The sequence below is a fragment of the Shewanella sp. W3-18-1 genome (genome assembly GCF_000015185.1).
In the GTDB taxonomy this organism is placed as follows: Bacteria; Pseudomonadota; Gammaproteobacteria; order Enterobacterales; family Shewanellaceae; genus Shewanella; species Shewanella putrefaciens.
This window is the reverse complement of the sequence record NC_008750.1, coordinates 2,272,656-2,293,398: the sequence shown is the minus strand read 5'-3', so window position 1 is coordinate 2,293,398 and position 20,743 is coordinate 2,272,656. Positions and strand designations below refer to the sequence as shown.

The 20,743-nt window shown below is 43.7% G+C and carries 15 protein-coding genes; 3 read left to right on the top strand and 12 right to left on the bottom strand.

Going from position 1 to position 20,743, the window contains the following annotated elements; all coding sequences use genetic code 11:
• Nucleotides 1-23 precede the first annotated feature (23 nt).
• From SPUTW3181_RS10260 to aroA, 10 genes are all read right to left on the bottom strand, one after another.
• Complete coding sequence (locus tag SPUTW3181_RS10260; protein WP_011789302.1) at nucleotides 24-1,781, bottom strand: acyl-CoA dehydrogenase family protein; 1,758 nt, start codon at nucleotides 1,779-1,781, stop codon at nucleotides 24-26.
• 214 nt (nucleotides 1,782-1,995) lie between these two features.
• A complete protein-coding gene (locus tag SPUTW3181_RS10255) occupies nucleotides 1,996-2,538 on the bottom strand; it encodes a DUF2058 domain-containing protein (RefSeq protein WP_011789301.1) in 543 nt (180 codons plus the stop codon).
• Between the two features lie 70 nt (nucleotides 2,539-2,608).
• The gene (locus tag SPUTW3181_RS10250) at nucleotides 2,609-3,430 is read right to left on the bottom strand and encodes an SDR family oxidoreductase (RefSeq protein WP_011789300.1); all 822 of its coding nucleotides are present in this window, start codon (nucleotides 3,428-3,430) and stop codon (nucleotides 2,609-2,611) included.
• Between the two features lie 51 nt (nucleotides 3,431-3,481).
• Nucleotides 3,482-4,177, bottom strand: a complete 696-nt coding sequence (gene pyrF / locus SPUTW3181_RS10245; RefSeq protein WP_011789299.1) for an orotidine-5'-phosphate decarboxylase — start codon at nucleotides 4,175-4,177, stop codon at nucleotides 3,482-3,484.
• Nucleotides 4,178-4,222: 45 nt separating this feature from the next.
• A complete protein-coding gene (lapB, locus tag SPUTW3181_RS10240; protein WP_011789298.1) occupies nucleotides 4,223-5,383 on the bottom strand; it encodes a lipopolysaccharide assembly protein LapB in 1,161 nt (386 codons plus the stop codon).
• Nucleotide 5,384: 1 nt separating this feature from the next.
• Nucleotides 5,385-5,660 carry a LapA family protein gene (locus tag SPUTW3181_RS10235; RefSeq protein ID WP_011789297.1) on the bottom strand — a complete coding sequence of 92 codons (276 nt, stop codon included), beginning with the start codon at nucleotides 5,658-5,660 and terminating at the stop codon, nucleotides 5,385-5,387.
• A 122-nt stretch (nucleotides 5,661-5,782) separates the two neighbouring features.
• Nucleotides 5,783-6,070, bottom strand: coding sequence for an integration host factor subunit beta (ihfB, locus tag SPUTW3181_RS10230; protein ID WP_007647758.1), 288 nt, complete (start codon nucleotides 6,068-6,070; stop codon nucleotides 5,783-5,785).
• A gap of 75 nt (nucleotides 6,071-6,145) precedes the next feature.
• Nucleotides 6,146-7,813 (bottom strand): 30S ribosomal protein S1, encoded by a 1,668-nt coding sequence (gene rpsA / locus SPUTW3181_RS10225; RefSeq protein ID WP_011789296.1) that lies wholly within the window; start codon nucleotides 7,811-7,813, stop codon nucleotides 6,146-6,148.
• A gap of 103 nt (nucleotides 7,814-7,916) precedes the next feature.
• Nucleotides 7,917-8,609: a (d)CMP kinase gene (cmk, locus tag SPUTW3181_RS10220; protein WP_011789295.1), complete on the bottom strand. Its 693-nt coding sequence runs from the start codon at nucleotides 8,607-8,609 to the stop codon at nucleotides 7,917-7,919.
• Between the two features lie 185 nt (nucleotides 8,610-8,794).
• Nucleotides 8,795-10,075 carry a 3-phosphoshikimate 1-carboxyvinyltransferase gene (aroA, locus tag SPUTW3181_RS10215; RefSeq protein ID WP_011789294.1) on the bottom strand — a complete coding sequence of 427 codons (1,281 nt, stop codon included), beginning with the start codon at nucleotides 10,073-10,075 and terminating at the stop codon, nucleotides 8,795-8,797.
• A 434-nt stretch (nucleotides 10,076-10,509) separates the two neighbouring features.
• On the opposite strand from aroA, the gene SPUTW3181_RS10210 reads away from it, so the two are divergent.
• Nucleotides 10,510-11,700 (top strand): amino acid aminotransferase, encoded by a 1,191-nt coding sequence (locus SPUTW3181_RS10210; RefSeq protein ID WP_011789293.1) that lies wholly within the window; start codon nucleotides 10,510-10,512, stop codon nucleotides 11,698-11,700.
• A 47-nt stretch (nucleotides 11,701-11,747) separates the two neighbouring features.
• On the opposite strand, the gene SPUTW3181_RS10205 is transcribed toward SPUTW3181_RS10210, so the two are convergent.
• Nucleotides 11,748-12,656, bottom strand: coding sequence for an SMP-30/gluconolactonase/LRE family protein (locus SPUTW3181_RS10205; protein WP_011789292.1), 909 nt, complete (start codon nucleotides 12,654-12,656; stop codon nucleotides 11,748-11,750).
• 161 nt (nucleotides 12,657-12,817) lie between these two features.
• Nucleotides 12,818-16,156, bottom strand: coding sequence for a LamG-like jellyroll fold domain-containing protein (locus SPUTW3181_RS10200; protein WP_011789291.1), 3,339 nt, complete (start codon nucleotides 16,154-16,156; stop codon nucleotides 12,818-12,820).
• A gap of 573 nt (nucleotides 16,157-16,729) precedes the next feature.
• On the opposite strand from SPUTW3181_RS10200, the gene SPUTW3181_RS10195 reads away from it, so the two are divergent.
• A complete protein-coding gene (locus SPUTW3181_RS10195; RefSeq protein WP_011789290.1) occupies nucleotides 16,730-19,564 on the top strand; it encodes a TonB-dependent receptor in 2,835 nt (944 codons plus the stop codon).
• Between the two features lie 254 nt (nucleotides 19,565-19,818).
• Entirely contained in the window at nucleotides 19,819-20,583 is a 765-nt protein-coding gene (locus tag SPUTW3181_RS10190) for a sulfite exporter TauE/SafE family protein (RefSeq protein WP_011789289.1), read from the top strand.
• The last annotated feature ends 160 nt before the right edge of the window (nucleotides 20,584-20,743 follow it).

Below are 20,743 nucleotides of genomic sequence, written 5' to 3'. Positions count from 1 at the left end.
AATAAGCGTAAGTATAATTAGCGCTAAAAGAAATCCGCAGGCATTACCATTGTGCTGGTATCACCTGCACGAACCTGTGCTAAATGATAATCTGCTTTCGGCAATAACTTATCAAAATAGAATTTAGCCAGATAGGTTTTCTGCTGTGCAAAAGCAGTATCTTCATGGTTAGCAACTTTATCGACCATTGCTAACCAATAAAAACCATAGAGTGTATAACCAAAGGCATCTAAAAAGTCGACAGCACTCGCGTTGATCAGGGCTGGCTGGGCCACTTTTTGTCCATTAATGGTTTCGGCAACAATGGCAAGCGCATCTAAACGAGCACACACGGCAGCCACTTTCACAGCATCTACATGGGAAAATGCGCGCATTTGTGCTTTGAGATCGGCGACAAACTCATTTAACGCGGCTAAGTTGTCTCCAGTCACTTTACGACCAAGAAAGTCAATCGCTTGAATACCGTTGGTGCCTTCATAAATCTGTGCAATACGAGTATCTCGTACTAATTGTTCAATACCTGTCTCACGAATATAACCATGACCACCAAAGACTTGCTGCGCCATGATCGTTGCATCTAAACCGCGATCGGTTAAAAATGCTTTGGCCACTGGGGTTAATAGACCCACATAGCGCGCCGCTTTGGCCTTCACTTCATCTTGGCCATATTTGGCTAAATCCAATTGTTGACCCGTAAACACAGACAAAGCGCGACCCGCTTCTGTCATAGCTCGAATGGTCAACAACATACGACGCACATCACCGTGAACAATGATAGGATCAGATTCACTTCCAGTGGGTGAGCCGCCAGCGGCGATGCCTTGATGACGTTCTTTCGCATAATCGGCCGCCATTTGATAAGCTGCTTGGGCACTGCCTAAGCCTTGAATACCGATAGCTAAACGCTCGTAGTTCATCATAGTGAACATGCATACTAAGCCGCGATTAGGCTCGCCAATCAAGAAACCTTGGGCATTATCATAGTTCATCACACAGGTTGCTGAACCTTTTAGCCCCATTTTGTGCTCAATTGAACCGACACTCACCCCATTTGTACTGCCTAAACTACCGTCAGTATTCACTGAAATTTTAGGCACAAGAAAAAGTGAAATACCTTTACTTTCAGGCAGCTTTGCTAGCACTAAGTGGATAACGTTTTCGGTTAAATCATGGTCGCCACCCGTGATAAAAATCTTGCTGCCAGTAATAGCATAACTGCCATCATCCAGTGGTACTGCCCGTGTGCGAATATTACGCAGATCAGAACCCGCCTGCGGCTCAGTCATATCCATAGCACCCGCCCATTCGCCGGAATATAACTTAGGCAAATAAGCCTGTTTCAATTCTTCGCTGCCGTGAGCATTGATACATAAAGCCGCCCCCGCAGTTAACGAGCCATAAAGCGTAAACGCATTACAGGCACTGTAAGCCATTTCGTCAACTAAGATCCCCAACATTTTCGGCATGCCCATGCCACCAAATTCAGGATCGCCACACAAACCAATCCAACCGCCCTGGGAATACTGCTCATAAACGGTTTTATAGCCATCAGGGGTAATCACTTGATTGCCTTGATGCAACACGCCCTGCTCATCGCCCGTCCGATTAAGCGGATGGATTAACTGACTGCTGATCTTAGCGGCTTCTTCAAGGATGGCATTAGCAGTGTCAATATCGACCATTTCAGCAATCTCAGGCAATTGTGCCCAAGTGTTTGGGGCATCAAATACCTGTTCCAGTAGGAAACGCATATCCGTCAACGGGGCTTGGTAAGGATTCATTGGTAGACTCTTAAACGTAGGATTAAAACAGTTGTTTTAATTTATACCAGTTCACTACAGAAAACAATCGTGATACCACGACTAAAAGTTGCCACACTATTCTGTATAGGCATAAATTTAACGTATAAAAAACCCTTAAGTTTCCTTAAGGGTCATTATTCTATCGGGTTACCACCCAGAGTGTCTTCGCGTTAGCTCACGATTAGATGATGATTTACCACATTAAATCATCTGGAATAGCATAATCAGCATAAGGATCATCTTCAACAACAACCTCTTTAGATTCATCATGCTTCCACAAATAGCCACACCATTGAGGCACGAGCAAGTTAACCCGTTCAGCTAACTTATGTGGCACAAGATAACTCTTTTCTTCATATCTAATAATACCCAATTGCCCTTTGAGTAACTCCGCTTGGATCTTTTCATCTATATATAAAGAATAGATTTTATTATCGAGAGTATAGTTAAATTTTACTTCTGCATAAGCAGGGATTTTAATCGCAGACTTAGTGAACTCAGTGATTAAACCACGCACCTGTCCACGCTCAGATGCTTCTGCAAAACGCTGTTCATTTAGCGCTCGATCTTTTTCCGCCTGCAGCCGTTTTTGCTCAGCTACTTCTTGCTTTAATGCCGCTGAACCGTCATCTACTCGTGCTTTTTTATCACGACGTTTTTGGGTCTTAACGTCTCGAACTTTTTGTTTACTGGCCAGCCCTGCTTTCAGTAGCTGCTCTTGTAATGCGTTAGCCATGGATCATTACCTACTTAATCTATATAAAATCAACGTTCTCGATTTTGAATATCTAGAATCTAACACCAAACTACATTTTTGCAGCCCGTTCACTCAACTCTGTCATCGCAATACTCGCTCCACCGAGTGACCAACCACCATCAACTGGCAGAACAACGCCTGTGATATAGGAGGCTAATTCAGAGCCTAAAAATAAGGCCGCATTAGCAATATCCTGTCCCGTGCCATTACGCTTTAAGGGTACAGATTGAGCAACGCTTTGCTGCAATGCAGCACTCGGTGCAAGACGATTAAAACCTTCGGTCTCAGCAATCGGACCTGGTACGATAGAGTTTATTCGTAAATCTTCACAACCCCACTCAATAGCTAAGGTTCGCGTTAACATATCCACGCCAGCTTTTGCTGCACAAACATGTACTTGCATTGGCATTGCAATAAAAGCCTGTGGCGCAGAGATTTGAATAATATTGCCATTAGGACGACGTAGCAAAGGATAAGCCTGTTTTAGCACTTGAAAACTGCCCAGCAAATCGATGTCCATCACCGACTTAAAGCCATTAGCTGAAAGCTTAGCCGCTGTTGCAGGAAAATTACCCGCCGCGCCGCTGACAAGCACATCGATAAAACCAAATTCAGAAGCGATTTTATCAAAACCAATTTCAAGGGCGCTAAGATCGCGCACATCAAAACTCACTCCTAAATGAATCCCCTCTGGATTGACTTGCTGTAGCTGCAATACTGCGGCATCGATTTTATCTTGGCTGCGGCTCGCGACGGCCACATTGGCACCAGCTTGTGCGAACGCAATGGCAATCGCGAGATTTATTCCACTGGTTCCTCCGACAACGACAACATTCTTACCTTGATAGTTAAACATCGTAGCATTAAACATGGGCGTTCTCCGTGAACAGTGAGAATAAACACTCAGGTGTGATTTATTATTCTATGCCAATGATTGATAAATCGCTTGCAAGGCCGCTAATGGATCGACGGCTTTAGTAATGGGGCGGCCAACCACCAAATAATCTGACCCGGCGGCTATCGCCGCAGCCGGTGTCATCACCCGATGTTGGTCGCCAACCTCGCTACCCACAGGACGAATGCCTGGTGTAATGAGTTTAAAGTCTTGACCTAATAACGTTTTAAGTGCCTTTGCTTCTTGCGCTGAACAAACAACACCATCAAGACCAGCCTGTTTCGTCAATTTAGCTAAACGCTGAACATGTTCAAAGGCAGGCACATTGATGCCGATTAATTTAAGATCATCATCACTCATGGAGGTTAATACCGTCACAGCAATCAGCATTGGCGCTTTGTCACCGTATGGCAACAACGCTTTTTTTGCCGCTTCCATCATGGCTAAACCACCACTGGCATGCACGTTCGTCATCCATACCCCTAGATCAGCGGCAGCGGCCACGGCTTTAGCGACTGTATTTGGAATGTCGTGGAATTTTAAATCTAGGAATAAATCGAAGCCACGATCATGGATATCCTTAACGAGCTGAGGCCCAAATAGGGTAAACATTTCTTTGCCAATTTTAAGGCGGCACATGTTGGGATCGAGTTGATCTATGAGTTGCAACGCGTGGCTTTTATTATCGTAATCAAGTGCTACGAGGATAGGTTTAGTGGTCATCATCTCTCCAACGGGGTTACACAAACTGTGTATTTCTCTACTAGATTATTCGCCGTCAAGCCCTCTGATCCGTTTTATACTGCCCCAATTTTTACAAGATGGGCAATGCCAGTAAAGCGCATGTGATGGAAAACCACACTCCTTACAACGGTAACTAGGGCGAAATTTTATTTGTTGTTCAACAAGTTGCTCTAACATAGCTAAACTTTGCTTAGCTTGTCCGTCTTCAGCTTGACGTAGGTGCATCTGCATTAGGTGTTGAAAGCCTTTCATGGTGGGATGGCGATATAGCGAATCAAGCACTATATTTTCAGCCGCTTTAATTTCATCAAGGCTGATCAAATGCTGTGCGAGAGCGACAACCACAGAGGCTCCAGCGCCTTCTGCCATAGCCCCTGCAAGTAATTCCTGATAGCCCTCTTTATCTTGGGTATCACGGTAAACTTGCTTCGCTGTCGGCAATGCATCAGCAAAGAGTTCAATATCCGCTTTTTTGAGCGCCGCTAGCATGGCTTTACATTGTGGGTAATCTTGAATATCGAGGAATTTTTTTGCAAGTGTGAGTAAGGCCCGGCCACACTTAGGATCCTGTTTAAGTGCCTGTTGTAATAGCTTAATTTTTTTGTCGTCATCATTGGTTTCATCGGCCAACTGACAATAGAAGTGAGCAATGATAGGTTTAAGCACTTGCTGGCGCTTGCGGCTTAAACGTTTTGTGATATCAATAGCTTTTTGCCACTCTTTAATCACTTGATAAATATCAATTAATTGTGTTTCAGATTCTTCACTGTGATCATCTTGGCTTACAAGATTAATAAAGATTTCTTCAGCCCTATCATAAAATCCTGCCGCCAGATAATCTTTACCCAGCTCCATCATAGCAATGTCGCGCTGCTCATTGGTGAGTGTAGGCCTAGCAATCAAATTTTGGTGAATACGAATGGAGCGATCAACTTCCCCACGTTTACGGAAAAGTGAACCTAAGGACAAATGAGTGTCGATAGTCTCATCGTCTACATCTAACATACTGATAAATAAATCAACCGCTTTATCCGACTCATTGGACAATAAGAAATTAAGGCCCGTGAAATAATCACGACTTAATTGCTTGCGCTGATTACTTTGATTCTGCCTTATGCTCCGCCGACCCATATACCAACCGTAACCGGCAGCAATGGGAAGCAACAGAAAGAGGATCTCAAGCATATTAGGCGTCTACATCCTGAGGGGTTTTGGCAAGTTGGGCATTTAGTTTCTTTTGGGTCATAGCTAAAGCAAGTTTAAGTCTGACAATATAATAGCAAGCAAATAACCAACTCAGCATAAAGCCAGCAAAGAAAACGATTGCCAATACCACAGGTAAACGATACTCACCTTGAGCCACAAAGTAGCTTATTGTCACCACTTGTTCATTACGCGCGCCGAAGATCAGCGCCAAAATAAATAATAATGCCACTAGGACAGTCACTAGAAATGATTTCACGCTGTACTCCCTAAACGCGTTTCAATTTTATGATTATCCAAGAAATTCACTGAGCTGACCAGCATTGCCTTACATTAGATACAAAAAAGCCTCCATAAGGAGGCCTTTTACTATGCGGTCAATCACACATTAACGGCGTCAACACGCTCGCGCAGTTCTTTGCCTGGCTTAAAGTGCGGGACGTATTTGCCTTCCAATTCAACTGATGAACCAGTTTTTGGATTGCGGCCAGTACGCGGCGCACGATAATGAAGCGAGAAACTACCAAAGCCACGGATCTCGATACGATCTCCGCTTTCTAATGTTGTCGCCATTTGCTCCAACATTTCTTTGATTGCACTTTCAACTTCCTTCGCCGACAGCTGCGACTGCCTGGTGGCGAGTTTTTCGATCAGTTCGGATTTTGTCATCCTAGCTATCCCCTATTATCAAGCCAAACACAGTCACCTATAAAGGGTGGCGAACCACCCTCTAACAACAGGCGATTATTTGCGAGCTGCTTTAAACGCTTCAGCCATAGCATTACTAATAACAGCGTCTTCTTGTTTATTCAAGGTCGCCATTACTTCTTTCTCTTCAGCTTCGTCTTTCGCTTTGATTGACAGGCTGATAGAGCGGTTCTTACGGTCAACACCCATGAACTTAGCTTCGATTGCATCACCTACATTGTAGACAGTAGATGCATCTTCGATGCGCTCACGGCTGATGTCAGCTACACGGATGTAACCTTCAACAGTGTCAGCCAGTTCAACAGTGACACCTTTAGCATCAACAGCAGAAACAGTACCGTGTACGATAGTACCTTTCTTCTTATCAGCTAAGTAAGCGTTGAATGGATCGTCTTCAGTTTGTTTAACACCTAAGCTGATGCGCTCACGCTCTGGATCAACAGACAGAACCACTGCGTGGATTTCGTCGCCTTTCTTGTATTCAGAAACTGCGTCTTCGCCAGTACCGTTCCAAGAAATGTCAGACAAGTGAACTAGGCCATCGATACCGCCGTCAAGACCGATAAAGATACCGAAGTCAGTGATTGACTTGATCTTACCAGAAACCTTGTCGCCTTTGTTGTAACGAGTTGCGAAGTCATCCCATGGGTTGGTCTTACATTGTTTCAGACCAAGAGAGATACGACGACGCTCTTCATCGATGTCCAGAACCAGAACTTCAACTTCATCACCTAAGTTAACCACTTTAGATGGGTGAATGTTCTTGTTAGTCCAATCCATTTCAGAAACGTGAACCAGACCTTCAACGCCTTCTTCGATTTCGACGAAGCAACCGTAGTCAGTTAGGTTAGTTACGCGACCAGTTAAACGTGTGTTTTCTGGGTAGCGTTTGCTGATTTCTAACCATGGATCTTCGCCAAGTTGTTTCAGACCTAGAGACACACGAGTGCGCTCACGATCGTACTTCAGTACTTTAACGTTGATTTCATCGCCAACATTGACGATTTCAGATGGATGTTTAACACGTTTCCACGCCATATCAGTGATATGTAATAGACCGTCAACGCCACCTAAATCTACGAATGCACCGTAGTCAGTCAGGTTCTTAACGATACCTTTAACTGCTTGACCTTCTTGCAGGTTTTCTAACAGTGCATCACGCTCAGCGCTGCTTTCTGATTCGATAACTGCACGACGAGAAACAACAACGTTGTTACGCTTCTGGTCTAGTTTGATAACTTTGAATTCTAATTCTTTGTACTCTAAGTGAGCGGTGTCGCGAACTGGGCGCACGTCAACTAGAGAACCTGGTAAGAAGGCACGGATACCGTTTAATTCAACAGTGAAACCGCCTTTCACTTTACCATTGATGATACCGATTACAGTTTCAGCATCTTCGTAAGCTTTTTCCAGAACGATCCAAGCTTCATGACGTTTCGCTTTTTCGCGAGACAATTGAGTCTCACCGAAGCCGTCTTCAACAGAGTCAAGAGCTACGTCAACTTCATCACCAACTTGAATTTCTAAAACGCCTTGGGCGTTTTTGAATTGCTCAGCTGGGATTGGGCTTTCAGACTTCAGACCTGCGTCAACAAGGACCATACCGTTTTCGATAGCAACAACAGTACCACGAACGATAGAACCTGGACGGAATTCCAGAGTTTGAAGGGATTGTTCAAATAGATCAGCAAAAGATTCAGTCATGTTTTAGGTTACTTTATTTAATAAACCACTGTCAGTCCTAGACGTGGAGTCAGTCTAATTATCCGTATCATCCTTAATACGAATACCTATCCAGTGAGCTAACTCAGTTAGCGCTGGATAACTTTTCGTTGATGTGCTTGAGCGCAAGCTCAAGTACCTCATCTATACCTTTTCCGCTAGTATCGATAACAAACGCATCCTCGGCGGGGACTAAAGGAGCCACCGGACGATTCATATCACGTTCATCACGTTCGATAATTTCACTTAAAAGGCGCTCGATATTAACATCGAAGCCCTTGTCCTGCAACTGATTATAGCGTCTTTGAGCACGCTCCTCGGCTGAGGCTGTTAAATATAATTTTGCCGGTGCAGTAGGGAAAACAACCGTTCCCATATCACGACCATCGGCAATTAATCCTGGGGCAGTTCTAAAGGCGCGTTGGCGACGTAATAAAGCTTCCCTTACTCTAGGAAATGCCGCGACTTTAGATGCCGCATTTGAGCACTCTTGAGTACGAATATCCGTGGTGACATCTTCACCTTCTAATATCACTTGAACGGGATCTTTATCATTGCCTGTTAAAAATTTCACATCAAGATGTGCAGCTAACAGCGTGATCGATTCTTCATTTTCCAGTTCAACGTCGTGATGAATGGCAGCAAGCGCAAGAACTCGATAAATAGCACCACTATCAAGCAGTTGCCAGCCTAGATGCTGAGCCAATAACTGACTAATTGTACCTTTACCAGCACCACTTGGGCCGTCGATTGTGACTACAGGAGCCCGTTCAGACATACATTCCTCCGCAAAAAATAATCATCATCCGTGAGTTCATCATGTGAGCCCCGAAAATGAGCGCGCCGCATTGTACAATAAAAGACAAACAAAATCCGTTGATTTTTTGTGAAGATTAGAAGCCGCGCAAACACGGCTTGCTATTCTTGACATCGATTATTGTAACCATGGCGAAACCCAAAAACTTAACCTTGCAAGCTCGCAAACTGCTTAAAGTAGTCAGGGAATGTTTTGGAAGTACAGTCAGGATCATTGATGGTGATACCGCAATCGGCAAATGCCAACATAGAAAAGCACATGGCCATGCGATGATCGTTGTAGGTATCGATTTCAGCGGTGTTAATCACCGCCGGTGGAGTGATTTTAATGTAATCATTGCCCTCTTCAACTTCGGCGCCCACTTTGCGTAATTCGGTCGCCATGGCCGCTAACCGGTCGGTTTCTTTAATGCGCCAGTTGTAGATATTGCGAATAACCGTTGTGCCTTTGGCAAATAACGCAGCAGTTGCAATGGTCATGGCCGCATCGGGAATATGGTTCATGTCTAAGTCGACGGCCGTTAAAGGTGAGCCGCGGGCGATAATATAGTCATCGCCCCACTCGATATCTGCGCCCATTTTTTCGAGCACATCGGCAAATTTCACATCGCCTTGGATACTCAAACGGCCCACACCAGTGACTTTGACTTCGCCGCCTTTAATCGCCCCTGCCGCGAGAAAATACGATGCCGATGACGCATCACCTTCTACCAGTACTTTACACGGTGATATATAACGCTGGCCTGCAACAATCTCAAAACGGGCATAATCATGGTTAATGACGTTAACGCCAAACTGCGCCATCAAGGCAATAGTGATATCGATATAAGGCTTAGAGACTAACTCGCCTTTGACATGGATATTGACGCTGCCCTTAGCAAGCGGTGCCACCATCAATAAGGCCGTTAAAAACTGGCTCGATAAATCGCCTGCGATTTCGACATCGCCGCCATTAAGGCCAGTGGCATTAATCGTCAGTGGCGGGAAACCGTCATTTTTAAGGTAAACGACATTGGCACCGAGTTTCCTTAAGGCATCGACTAAATCGCCAATCGGACGCTCTTCCATACGTGGTTCGCCCGTGAGGGTAAATTCACCTTGGCCTAAGGTTAAGGCGGCGCATAAGGGGCGCATTGCGGTACCCGCATTGCCTAAAAACAATTCCTGTGCGGATGCAGAGGAAATCACACCACCTAAACCATCGAGTTCACACACAGTATTGTTTTGCGATAAACGGTAGTTCACCCCTAACTGCTTGAGGGAGGCCAACATGTGGCGGATATCATCTGAGTCGAGCAGATTGGTGAGCGTGGTCGTACCTTGGGCTAAGGTGGCCAATAATAAGGCTCGATTTGAAATACTTTTTGAGCCCGGAATATTGATTTCACCGCGGACTTGCACAACAGGTTCAAGACGTAATTGCTTCATGAATAAATCTTCTTTCTCTATAGGGCGTCATCATCACGATCACGCGGACTGAATACGCAAAATGGCAACTTCACGCTACAGCGCGTCAAGTTAAGATTACAAATAAAAGGAGATTGGGGCCTTGTTGGTGCTTCGTCGTTATAAAATTACCGATTGTCGCTAAGGATTCAACCGTTTTTTCGAGAAAAATGACATTTTGGTCAGATTATTTGCTGAGATCAGTGTAAAAATAACAAAAACGCAAAATTTAAGCGGTTAATTTATGATTTAACGTATTTTTGGCAGGCTTTTTTGCCAAGATAACTGGCGTGTAATCACAGTTTTCACTTTAATTACTTTACCTTTCCGCGCTATTCTACTCTCCAAACGATAAATAACGCATATCTGATACGAACAATCACGTTTGCACTATAACCAGAAAGGTAGATGGAGCTATGTTTAACTCACTCATCGCAATGCCAGCGGACCCCATCCTTGGCTTGTTAACTCAGTACCGCGAAGACTCTCACCCACAAAAAGTGGATTTAGGGGTGGGCGTTTATAAAGATCCTACCGGCGTTACCCCTATTCTAAGCTGCGTGAAAAAAGCGGAAAAATTCCGTCTCGATACCGAAACCACTAAAGTGTATATCGGCCCAACAGGCTCACCACAATTCAACACCTTGGTGACGGAATTAGCCTTTGGTGCAGGCCACAGTGCCATTATCGCTAATCGCATCCGCACCGTTTCTACACCCGGTGGTACAGGCGCGCTACGCGTTGCAGGTGACTTTATCAAACGCTGCAACCCGAATGCGGTGTTATGGGTGAGTGACCCGACTTGGGCAAACCATATCGGTTTGTTCGAAGCCGCTGGCATTACCGTTAAAACGTATCCGTATTATGACTACGATAGCAAATCATTGAAATTTGATGAGATGCTCGCTGCATTATCGCAAGTGAGTCCTGATGATGTGGTGTTATTCCACGCCTGTTGCCATAACCCTAGCGGAATGGATTTCACCACAGAGCAATGGGATAAAGTGGTTGCCCTGACAAAAGATCAAGGCTTTACGCCACTGATTGACATGGCCTACCAAGGCTTTGGTGATGGTGTTGATATTGATGCCTACGGCGTACGCCAAATGGCGGCAGCGGTCGATAATATGATCCTGTGTAGCTCATGCTCGAAAAACTTCGGTTTATACCGTGAGCGTATCGGTTCCTGTTCTGTGATTGCTAAAGATGCCAATACCGCTAATATCGCGCAATCGGTAATGCTTTATGTGGTTCGCTGCCTCTACTCTATGCCACCAGCTCACGGCGCGGCGATTGTTGAGACGATTTTAGGATCAAAAGAATTAACCCAAGAATGGCTTGATGAGCTGAAAGTGATGCGCGATCGCATCAATGGCAACCGTGCCATTTTAGTGGATAAACTTAAAGCCAACGGCGTAAACCGTGACTTTAGTTTTATCGCTCGCCAAAAAGGTATGTTCTCTTTCCTTGGGGTTAATCCAGAGCAAGTGGCGCGCCTACAAAAAGAATTCAGCATCTATATGGTAGGTTCAAGCCGCATCAGTATTGCTGGGATAAGCGAAGATAATGTCGACTATTTAGCGCAGTCGATTGCAAAGGTTATTTAAATCTATATCCAAAGCTGCATTCCTCTCTGTAAAAGGAATGCAGCAACCTACCATTTAGCAACGCGATACAAAGGTTGTGATTTTACGCCACTGATACCCTGTAATTGATAAATAAAAACATCACCTGCATGGGGCTCTTTGATCAATTGCTCATCACTGAGTGAATGTTTTGCGCTGGTAATAATCAGCCAATCAAGCTTTGGCCCACCAAAAGCAATACTGGTTGGATTAGTAACGGGCAGTGGCAGGATTAAGTCTATATATCCCTCAGGGTGATAGCGAACCACTTGGCCGCCACCCCATTGTGCATTCCAAATAAATCCTGCTGCATCAACTTCAGAACCGTCAGGGAAAAAATGCTGATTGGTGTTAATAAACGATCGCTTGTTACTCACTGTGCCAGCGATAGGATCAAAATCGTACTGATATATTTCATGTTTTGGTGAATCGGCATGATACATAGTCAAACCATCTGGGCTCCAACAAAGTCCATTTGAAATACAAAGTTCATCTAACACTTTTACACATTGCCTTTGGTTATCAATGCAATAAAGTGCAGCCTTCTGACCTACTGAATGGGGAGCCTCTATCATAGTACCCGCCCAAAATCGCCCTTGCCTATCGACTCGTCCATCGTTAAATCGGTTGCCAATAATATTCAGCTCTGGTGTTGCAAGCCATTGAACCTCTGATGTGTGAAGATGAAATAATGCAATGCCCCGATCAAACGCCACGATAAGTTGTTCTTGGTTATCCGCTAAGCTGAACGAACCGACACGATACGGTGTAGGTATTTTGCGAAGTGTTTGAGACTCAATTTGATAGTTGTAAATCAAAGCAGATTCGATATCGGTCCACCAAATGGATTGAGTTTTATCATCCCATATCACACCTTCCCCAAGGGTATTTGCCACAGGGATAGTCATTAATAATTTACCAACACTTATCTGAGCCATAACCAACTTAGGTCGTTTGAAGTGCCGTTATCTTTCAACATATGCTGATATTAATCAATGTTGCAGCACATAATGAAATTGAGACGTTATATTGTGACTGTAAACAAAAAAGCACTCTTTCGAGTGCTTTCAACTTGACGTCAATTTGTTAACAATAAGGATTACTTAGATTCATCAAATAATTCTTTTACGTCTTGCTCGGTAACTACTTCATCGTAGAATTTAATCTCATCGATAGATCCGCTAAATGGAACATCCCAGAAGTTAACGCCAACAGCAAATTTCGTGGTTGGTGCCGAGAACACATTAGGGAAATTAGCACCAGTAAACATCAGGTTACCATTAACGTATACCTTAACATCACCTGCATTGACAGTGTAAACCATATGCGACCACTGATCTTTAGGCATCACATAACCTGTTCTGCCATCATACCAAGCTTCACCCGACCAGAGTACCAAACGCTCATAATCGTTTTGACCACCAGGTAATATACTGGTCCAACTCGAGGTACTCGCATAAGCAAACAGTGCTGTGGTGTATTTATTGAGTACTTTGGGATTGAGCCAGAGTGATACGGAATAAGTATTGTCTTTAATCAGGTTATTCGGTAATTCAATACCTGAAGCCCCATCAAACACCGCGGCCTTACCCACAGCACCTGCGGCATAACTAATCGTCCCTCCGGTCGTACCAATCAACTTACCCACTACATTACCTGCGCCAAAGTTTGCAGTGCTGTCGATAAGATTATCTTCAAAACTATAAACTGCGATAGGTGTTGGTGGTGCTTTTGATTTTACGGTAGCAGTAAAGACTTTAGTTTGTGTCGCTTGACCAAGTTTAAGTGTTGCCGTGAGAGTGACCACTTTATCGGTTTCATCTCGACTCGGCTGATTAACTCCACCTTTATGATCAATCGTGGTTGGATCCGATGATGCCCAAGTTATCGCTGCAGCATAAGGGCCAGTCACAGGTAAAATTAAGTCTTTACGCACTGCAGTTAAATCACCTAGGTCAAGAATATCAACCGCAGAAGCCAGTAGTTCGCTATCTGGCAACTTATCGATGTCTAGTGCTTTGACTTCTTCAGCCGTTAATGCCGCTTCATATACCTTAAGTTCATCAAGTAAACCGTTATAGGGAATATCCCAATAGTTAACCCCTAGGGCAAATACCCCTTCATTACCTGTAAAGAAATCAGCGAGATTACCTTGGCTAAATTTCTCAATGCCATTGATATAGACATTCACTAAACCATTTTTCACCGAAAAAGCTAAGTGAGACCACGTATTTTCAGCAATACGTTCACCCGTTACCCCATCAAACCAAGCGGTACCATTACTCCAGAACATGGTATTGCCGTCCCAACCTTGGGGTAACATACTGATCCAAGTGTTGGAAAACTTACTGCCATCTTCAGCTGCTTGTTCATTTACAGCACCAAAAAATGCGGTAGTAAATTGCGCTATTACGCTAGGATTTGCCCAAAACGATACAGTGTACTCATAGCTTGAGATAATACCGCTCGGGAGCAGTACACCGTGTGCACCATCGAGGGAAAGCGCTTGCCCCTCAAGACCAATACTATAACCAACTGATTCTGCAGATTTAAATATCCGATCACCCGTAGGTTGACCTGCAGCAAATAGCCCCAAAGTATCATTAAGATTATTTTCAAAGCGATAATGTGCAATACGGTTATAGGCTTTTCTCGCGTAGACAGTCACTTGGAAAGTTTTAGTCACTTTTTTACCGTTTACCATCACAGTCGCTGTTAAGGTGATGACCTTATCGCCTTCCCCTGCATTGGGCCTAATAATGGTTCCATCGGTACGGATCACGCCCTCATCACTTGAAACCCAATTAATGGTTGCACCATGCGTACCTTCAGTGGGTAAAAGAATTGAATCTGTTGTCGCTTCCGAAACAACACTAATCCCATTAACGGTATCCGTTAATATTTGATCTGTGGTTTTATCTGCTAATTTTGTGCCCCAAATACTGACACCGTCACTGGACATCGCACTAAATGTGGGCATTAACTTCGCTTGGTTTGGATCCCATTGCCATGCTAATACCCCTTCAAATGTGCCTAAGTCATCAAGGGTTAACGTGATGTGGCTATCATCTGTTTGTACATAAGTTCCTGTGACATCGCCAGTAATAGCACCTTTATTGGTCCAAGTTCTTTTTAACTGAATATGAACAGATTTATGTGGTTTAGTATTAATGTCTTTTGCATGGTTAATAAATTTATAAGCGCCTTGAATATCCAATTCATCGACAATGTTTTCCCCATTTATAGCGGCATAACGTTGTGGAGATGCAACTAACCAGCCATCACTATTCATAAACATTTCATGCACTCGAACACTATGTCCTTCACCTGTATCAGGGAAGCGAGTGTGGAATACTAAGAAATATTTTCCCGTATTTGCATCATAAAAAGCAGAATTATGCCCTGGTGACATATAGCCGATATCAGTTCCTACATCTCCTGGATGGGCATCAAATAGAAAACTGCCCATTAATTTCGCACCATAGGGCGCTATCATCTCTGCGTTGCCCGTCACATCAATCATATCCTTGCCAGAAGCATCGACATAAGGGCCATTTGGTGTTTTAGCGCGCGCAATACGAATGTTATAACCATCATTTTGCTCATAGCCACCAAATGAGGTAAACATATAATAATATTCAGATTTAGGGCTATAGATAACGTAAGAGCCTTCAATCGGACTATAATCACCGCCCATGATCTTAGTGCCATACCCTTGGCCATCAAGGGGTTTACCTGTTGTCGGATCGAGCTGCAATACCCAAATACCACCCGAATACGAACCATAGGTCATCCAAAGTCCGCCATCTTTATCGTAGAAAATGGCAGGATCGATAGCATTAGGATCGGTATATCCACTGTAGTCTTTGCCGTTAACGCCAGGATTTTCGGTACCCTCATGCCCAGACTTTAGGAATAAACCTTGATTAACATAAGGCCCCATAATCTTGTCAGACGTCGCCACCCCGAGGTAGGAGCGGGAAACACAATCCGATTCAACAGGCCCTGCACAAAAGTTATAGTAAAAATGGTATTTACCATTGGCTAACTTTTTAATATCAGGCGCCCACGACCCAATAAAGCCTCCCGTCCATGCTGTACCTTCTGCGATTTCAGTTGCATACGTATTAAACAAACTACTGGTCTCTACCCCATCAAGCGCAATTTGAGTCCAACTGATAAGATCCTTTGAACTTGCAACAGCAAGGTGAGAACCAAACACATAGTAGGTGCCATCGGTATCTTTGATGATCGAAGGATCATGGACAACCACATCGGTGTAATTCACATCACCAGAAAGGGTTGGGTTGGCAAAGGTTATTGGAGGCGGAAGTGTAAAGGTATTTGTGTCGTTAGCACTGTTGCTACTGTCGTCCCCACCACAGGAAGCAAGCGCTAAAATCAATCCTACAGACACGAATGAGCGTTGAAGCACCATGAGCGTCGATCCTTTTATTGTTGTGTTTGAATATTAAGGTTAGTTGTTAATCAATTTCATCACTACATTATGTAATACAATACTACTGTAACACTAAAGTTAAAAGTAGCATTCTTAAAATAGAAGTAAATATGTTGTGACAGGAATTTCCTGTATTTGATGTCTGGATTAACCTGACCTTGGCGATTACAGCGGGTTTACGACTTTAGTCTAATAAGATGATCTCTATACATCACAAAACAAATAATAACCAGCAAATACATAATGATAAGTTATTTATCCATTAAATAAATTACGGATGATAAATGTGACATTAATTAGCAATTGCATAAATCAACAAGTTGACACATCAATAGTCATACAATATGATTTTAACAGTTGTCATACATTGTTAACTTTGCACTCATCGGCAGTTCAATCCCCTTTACGGTGCAAGGTGTGTTATCAAATTCTTAACTTTTCAGGGGCACAGTTGGGGAAGTCGGTGACTTTGAAGTGGGATAAAAAGACCGGGACGTCAGTGGGTGTCTTAGGCTTACCGGGTCAAATAATAAACTACCGGAGATTAACTAGATGTTTAAACAGACTTATTTGGCAAGTGCGATCATTCTCGCACTCACAAGCCAAGCTACGTTTGCGGCAAATAATGATATTGCACCACAGGATCAGGTAGAAGTTGAGTCTACGACTCAAGAAGAAACACAAGCCGATAACCCACGACCGAATGAAGAAGCCATGGAAATCATTCAGATCCAAGGTATTCGTGGCAGTTTAAATAAAGCCGTAGAACTTAAACGTCAAAATGTTCAGGTAGTTGAAGCGATTATCGCTGAAGATATTGGTAAATTTCCCGACAATAACGTGGTTGAAGCACTGCAACGAGTGACTGGGGTACAAGTCACTGATCGTGCCTCAGGTGAAGTTAACACCGTGAGTATTCGGGGTTTAACCGATGTCACAACAACCGTTAATGGTCGTCAAATTTTCACCGCCGCAGGCCGTGAAGTCGCTATTGCCGATATTCCAGCGGCATTACTGGGCAGTGTAGAAGTATTTAAAACGCGTTCATCCTCGCAAGTCGGCAGTGGTATTGCGGGTCAAATTGATATTCGCACCCATCGACCTTTTGATTTTAGTGATAGCAAAGTCAGTGTCGCGGCTAAAGGCATATATTCAGATCAACCCGATAAAGTCGATCCAGCATTGAGTGCTCTGGTCAGTGACCGCTGGGATACCGCAATCGGTGATGTCGGAGCGCTGTTAAACGTATCTTATATTCGAACTAATTATAATGACCAAATTGTCTCCCCTGGTGCCTCATTACCCTACTCTGCAGAAACGGGTCTGTTAGTTAATGATGCCTATTGGACACGAGGTCTCGCTCACGGCCTAGATACCACAAAAGGCGCACTCATTAACGGTGAAGAATACCTGTTAATGCGAGATGCTATTTTCCAAAATATGAATGTTGGTGAGCGCGAACGCCCTGCGCTTAATCTGTCTTTACAGTGGGCGCCGACTGATAATTCAGAATACTTATTTGAAGCATTTTATAATGGCTATCGTAACAATAGTGCCAACGCCATGCTTTTTAGTAACGTAGATTCGGCTGATAATTGGAGTCAAGTTATTGATAATGGAATTGAAATATATGATGGCACCAATGTGGTTAAATCGAGAACGGCCTATAACGTGGGAGGCTTTAGTAGTTCAGATCACAGCCACAACAGCACCGATAGCTATGTATTTGCCTTAGGTGGTAAATGGGATCTGGATGATGTGACCTTAAAATCTGAGGTTGTCTATCAAACCAGTACCTATGAATCATCGTTCATCGCGATGCGAGGGATCAGTGCTAACAGTAATAAAAAGTTCTACGGAGTGGATGTTGATTACAATAATAAAAGTGGCGGTGTACCAAGCTGGGCTTATTTAGATGATCCAAGTACTGCGATTAATGAATCTGATTTATCCCAATTAGCGTTGTGGCAAACCTCTAATATGTATGACAGCGGAACCAAGGATGAAGGCGACTCGGTAGCTTGGACCTTAAATGGTGATTACTATCTCGATTACAGCATCTTCACCAAAATGAAATTTGGTACTCGTGTCGAAAAACGGGGAGCCAAACACGGCCTCTATGATGCTGGTGCATTAGATAAAAATATTAAGTTTACTGATCTTGACCCCAACATGTTTACTGTTGCCTCTGGCTTCTTTGATGGTCGCGGTAATGTTCCCACAAACTGGGCGCTGGTAGATGGCAACTATCTATATGCTAACCGCGCAGCCATTGAGGCTTTATATGGTGCTGATGCAGATGCATTGGCAATGTATACAAACTACGATATCGATGAAACGTCCTATGCGGCTTATATCCAAAGTGATTTTGAAACCGAGCTATGGGGTAAGCAAGTCGATGGTCAAATAGGTATTCGCTATGAAAAAGCCGATGCCGATATGGATTTTTGGGAGAGGAAACAAGACACTGTCACTGAAAAGTACTATCTTGAGCATTCATCCGATACTAATGGTAGTTCAGAAATTCTACCAAACCTGATGGTTCGTTTCTGGCTAACCGATGAATTAGTTGCCCGTTTTTCCTATTCAGAAACCATTCGTAGACCTGCTTTTGGTGATTTGAGTACCGCTATTTCATATGTAGAAGATTTGACAAATCTTGGCTTTGGCCAAGCATCCAGTGGTAACTCAAAACTTAAGCCTACGACGTCAAAAAACTATGATTTTTCATTGGAATATTACTTTGGAGAAGGTTCATCCATCTACGGTACTTATTTCCGCCGTGATATCGAAGGGTTTGTGTATAACTCAACAACCACAACGACACGCGAAGTTGATGGTGAAATCAAAACTTACCTATTAAGCCGACCAGATAACTCTTCTAACGGCGAGCTAACTGGCTTTGAACTTGGCACAGTATATTTCCCTGAAAATCTGCCTAGTTATCTTGATGGCATTGGTACTCAGATGAGTGCAACCTTTTTGGATTCTAGCCAAGACATTCCGGAATACGATAGCAAGACTGGTGAAAAAACAGGATCGACTACCAGAGAATTGTTCGGCGTTTCCGACACATCTTGGAGTGCAATATTGATTTATGACAAAGAAGTGTACAGTGCCCGCTTGTCTTATACTTGGCGTGATAAATTCTTAAATGCATACGATGCGGGAAGTTTTGCTATGCCACGGGGTATCTATCGTAAGCCAGAGCAAAGTTTAGACTTCCAGTTTAGCTACAACTTAATGGATGATTTGGTGTTGACCTTCGATGCAACCAATATTCTTGATGATGTGTACCAAGAATACTATGAGGACTCAGTGCTCTTTAACCGTACAAATAGTATCTACACTCGTACATTTGCATTAGGCGTTCGCTACTCGTTCTAAGCTAAAGATTTAGTATCTCGTTCGTTTTAAAAAGCTAATCATCTGATTAGCTTTTCTTTTTGCGGTGAGTGTCAGTACAAACATTTACCTTTTGCTCTACATCACTTTAACGGCTACAGGTCGTTTAGTGGTACAGGCTTTCAATCAAGATAGCTGATAGCGTTGGATTCCTTTCGTGCAATAACATCCTCTGCTTTGAAAGCCATAGGTGATTTGTTACTGTTAACACCCTCACAGTGACCGAATAGACATTTATGCTCTCATCGTGGTTTTTCGTTGACACTATCCCTACGGATATTTTTGTACTCTTAATCTTGAGTGCAGGTTTTACATCTTTTTTTACCGCCTGTTTTGGTATTGGCGGTGGGGTAATGTTGCTCGGCGTTATGGCGCAAGTGCTCCCCCCACAACTGATTATCCCACTCCACGGTGTCGTGCAATTGGGTGCCAATGCGGGACGAGCTATCGTCGGTTGGCAGGATATTCAATGGCGATTTATTTACACTTTTCTACCCGGAGCACTGCTAGGAGCTTTACTCGGCAGCCTAGTGTTAGTTGCCCTACCACCTTCTATTATGTATCTCACGATTGCGGCTTTTATTCTCTATTCCTGCTGGGGGCCCAAGCTACCGAAACTTGTTTTAGGAACGTTGGGGACATTCATCGCAGGGGCTATCACCACGTTTATTTCTCTTTTTGCTGGAGCGACAGGACCGCTAGTGGCGGCCTTTATTAAACAGCTTGAAGTCGATCGTTTTCGTACTGTCGCAACCTTTGCAATGGCCATGTCATTGCAACATGGGGTTAAAGTAGCGGTATTTGAAGGAATGGGCATATCCATCGCTGATTGGTGGCCATTGTTGTGCTGGATGATATTGAGCGGTGCATTAGGCACTTGGATTGGCTTTAACATGCTAAAACGGGTAGCCGATAAATATTTTCAGATGATATTTAGTCTTGTACTTTCGCTGCTCGCCTTGCGGTTAATTTGGCAAGCACTTAACCAGTGGTCAATTTAAGATAAAAAAAAGCAGTAACAGACAAACAGTTACTGCCAGCACGCCGAGCAATTAACGCTCAACCAATATGCCGCTAAGCGACCTCAACTTACAACGGCATGTCTAGGGTACGTTGATGTTTCAGGGTTATTTTTTGTCGCTACCTGCCCTAGATTTTGGT

Bases quoted from the DNA above. Each gene is read 5' to 3' on its own strand.
- SPUTW3181_RS10200 (WP_011789291.1), bottom strand. From the start codon at position 16,156: ATGGTGCTTCAACGCTCATTCGTGTCTGTAGGATTGATTTTAGCGCTT.
- pyrF (WP_011789299.1), bottom strand. From the start codon at position 4,177: ATGACCACTAAACCTATCCTCGTAGCACTTGATTACGATAATAAAAGC.
- SPUTW3181_RS10250 (WP_011789300.1), bottom strand. From the start codon at position 3,430: ATGTTTAATGCTACGATGTTTAACTATCAAGGTAAGAATGTTGTCGTT.
- SPUTW3181_RS10210 (WP_011789293.1), top strand. From the start codon at position 10,510: ATGTTTAACTCACTCATCGCAATGCCAGCGGACCCCATCCTTGGCTTG.
- SPUTW3181_RS10195 (WP_011789290.1), top strand. From the start codon at position 16,730: ATGTTTAAACAGACTTATTTGGCAAGTGCGATCATTCTCGCACTCACA.
- SPUTW3181_RS10190 (WP_011789289.1), top strand. From the start codon at position 19,819: ATGCTCTCATCGTGGTTTTTCGTTGACACTATCCCTACGGATATTTTT.
- ihfB (WP_007647758.1), bottom strand. From the start codon at position 6,070: ATGACAAAATCCGAACTGATCGAAAAACTCGCCACCAGGCAGTCGCAG.
- lapB (WP_011789298.1), bottom strand. From the start codon at position 5,383: ATGCTTGAGATCCTCTTTCTGTTGCTTCCCATTGCTGCCGGTTACGGT.
- SPUTW3181_RS10260 (WP_011789302.1), bottom strand. From the start codon at position 1,781: ATGAATCCTTACCAAGCCCCGTTGACGGATATGCGTTTCCTACTGGAA.
- rpsA (WP_011789296.1), bottom strand. From the start codon at position 7,813: ATGACTGAATCTTTTGCTGATCTATTTGAACAATCCCTTCAAACTCTG.
- SPUTW3181_RS10205 (WP_011789292.1), bottom strand. From the start codon at position 12,656: ATGGCTCAGATAAGTGTTGGTAAATTATTAATGACTATCCCTGTGGCA.
- SPUTW3181_RS10255 (WP_011789301.1), bottom strand. From the start codon at position 2,538: ATGGCTAACGCATTACAAGAGCAGCTACTGAAAGCAGGGCTGGCCAGT.
- aroA (WP_011789294.1), bottom strand. From the start codon at position 10,075: ATGAAGCAATTACGTCTTGAACCTGTTGTGCAAGTCCGCGGTGAAATC.
- cmk (WP_011789295.1), bottom strand. From the start codon at position 8,609: ATGTCTGAACGGGCTCCTGTAGTCACAATCGACGGCCCAAGTGGTGCT.